At 67.5% G+C, this 2,040-nt stretch carries 3 protein-coding genes; all 3 read left to right on the top strand.

Translation table 11 applies throughout. From position 1 onward, the window contains the following. On the top strand, positions 1 to 626 hold a 626-nt coding region (locus tag VFT73_RS08680), incomplete at its 5' end, for a CDP-alcohol phosphatidyltransferase family protein (RefSeq protein ID WP_326409925.1). Beyond that, a complete protein-coding gene (locus VFT73_RS08675; RefSeq protein WP_326409924.1) occupies positions 623 to 1,387 on the top strand; it encodes a nucleotidyltransferase family protein in 765 nt (254 codons plus the stop codon). The genes VFT73_RS08680 and VFT73_RS08675, both read left to right, overlap by 4 nt. Beyond that, a partial coding sequence (locus VFT73_RS08670; RefSeq protein WP_326409923.1) for an HAD-IB family hydrolase occupies positions 1,384 to 2,040 on the top strand: 657 nt, incomplete at its 3' end. The genes VFT73_RS08675 and VFT73_RS08670, both read left to right, overlap by 4 nt.

Here is a 2,040-nt window from a genome sequence, read left to right as displayed (position 1 = left end):
CCGCTTTCTACCTGACCCGCTGGGCGGCGCGCGCGGGAATCGCGCCGAATTTCGTGACGCTGATCGGCGCGATCCTCTGCGTCCTCGCCTTCTTCCTGTTCTGGAACGGCCATTATTGGTGGGGCGTGCTGTCGGGCTTCGTCTTCATGGTGCTCGACACGGTCGACGGGAAGCTCGCCCGGGTGACCGGCGCCTCGTCGAAATGGGGGGAGGTGTTCGACCACGGGATCGACCTCGTCCACCCGCCGTTCTGGTACTGGGCGTGGGAGCACGGACTCGCGGCTTACGGCCGCCCGATCGAGCCGGTGTTCGCGATCATGGTGCTGTGGGCGATCATCGGCGGCTATATCGCGCAGCGGATCATCGAAGGTATCTTTATCAAGCGGATCGGCATGGAGATCCATGTCTGGAGGCCGATCGACAGCAAGTTCCGGCTGATAACCGCGCGGCGCAATCCCAACATGGTGATCCTCGTCGTCGCGCTGCTGTTCGGGCGGCCCGATGTCGGGCTCGAGCTGGTCGCGTGGTGGACGATCGCCAGCCTGATCTTCCACGCGGTGCGGCTTGCCCAAGCCCGCGAGCTTGGCGCCCGAGGGCAGAAGCTCGTGTCCTGGCTCGAAGCATGAGCTGGACGGCAGTGGTGCTCGCCGGATCGCGGCCCGGACGCGATGCGTTCGCCGAGCCGTTCGGCACCGATCTCAAGGCGCTGATCCCGGTCGCAGGCGAGCCGATGGTGCGGCGTCCCGTGCGCGCGCTGCTGGAGAGCGACGGTCTCGGCAACATCCTGGTGCTGAGCCAGGCGCCGGATCGGATTGCCGCGGTGCTGCCGGAGGATGCGCGCCTGACCGTCCAGGAATCGCAGGGCACGATCGCCGAGACGATCGAGAGACTGATCCTCAGCCGCACCGCCCAATTTCCGCTGCTCGTCACCACGGCCGACCACGCGCTGCTCGATCCACAGATGGTCACGGAGTTCATTGCCAAGGCGGAGGGCGCAGACGTCGCGGTGGGCGTCGTCGAGCGACAGTCGCTGCTCGCGCGGCTGCCGCAGACCAAGCGGACCTGGCTCGCATTTCGCGGCGGCGCTTATTCCGGAGCCAATTTGTTCGCCTTCGGGTCGATCAAGGCGCTCGCGGCGATCGAGCAGTGGCGATCGGTCGAGCAGGACCGGAAGAAGGGCTGGCGAGTCCTGGGCGCGCTCGGTCCCGCGCTGCTGCTCGGCGCACTCCTGCGCCTGCGGACGCTCGACCAGGGCATCGCCGCTGTGGGCCGCAGGCTCGGCCTCAGCGCTCGCGCGGTGCTGCTAAGCAATCCGCTCGCGGCGGTCGACGTCGACAAGCCCGTCGATCACGCGATCGTCGAAGCGATCCTCGCCGGAAAAGCATGAGCGATCTCGCGATCTACGACATGGATCGGACGGTCACCCGGCGGCCGACCTACACGCCGTTCCTGCTGCACTGCGCGACGCGAAACGCGCCGTGGCGATTGCTCCTGCTGCCGCTCGTGCTGCTGTCGATGCTCGCCTACGTCGCGCGGCTGATCGATCGCGGACGCTTGAAGGAAATCAATCACCGCCTGCTGCTCGGCGGCGCGGTCCACCCGCGCGAGCTCAAGCCGCTCGTGGAGAGCTTCGCCGACGCCCAGCTCGCGACCAACATCCGCCCGGGCGCGCGAAAAGCGATCGCCCGCGACAAGGCCGAGGGCCGGCGCGTCGTGCTGGCGACCGCCTCTTACCGGCTCTACGCCGATGCGATCGCCGAACGCCTTGGCTTCGACGACGTGATCGGCACCGGATCGGTCATCGGGCTCGACGAGCGCGTCCATGCGAAGATCGCTGGCGAGAATTGCTACGGTCCGGCGAAGATGCGGATGATTTCCGATTGGGTGGAGAAGTCGGGGCTCACCGGCGCGCACGGCCACGTCCGATTCTACTCGGACCATGTGTCCGACGCTCCGGCGTTCGAGTGGGCCGACGAGCCGGTCGCGGTGAACCCGCATGGGAAACTGCGCAGCCTGGCGCAGGAGCGCGGCTGGGCAATT

This window comes from Sphingomonas sp. (genome assembly GCF_035758555.1).
In the GTDB taxonomy this organism is placed as follows: Bacteria; Pseudomonadota; Alphaproteobacteria; order Sphingomonadales; family Sphingomonadaceae; genus Sphingomonas_B.
The sequence above is the reverse complement of the archived record's forward strand: the minus strand, read 5'-3'. Positions and strand labels throughout refer to the sequence as shown.

Bases quoted from the DNA above. Each gene is read 5' to 3' on its own strand.
- VFT73_RS08675 (WP_326409924.1), top strand. From the start codon at position 623: ATGAGCTGGACGGCAGTGGTGCTCGCCGGATCGCGGCCCGGACGCGAT.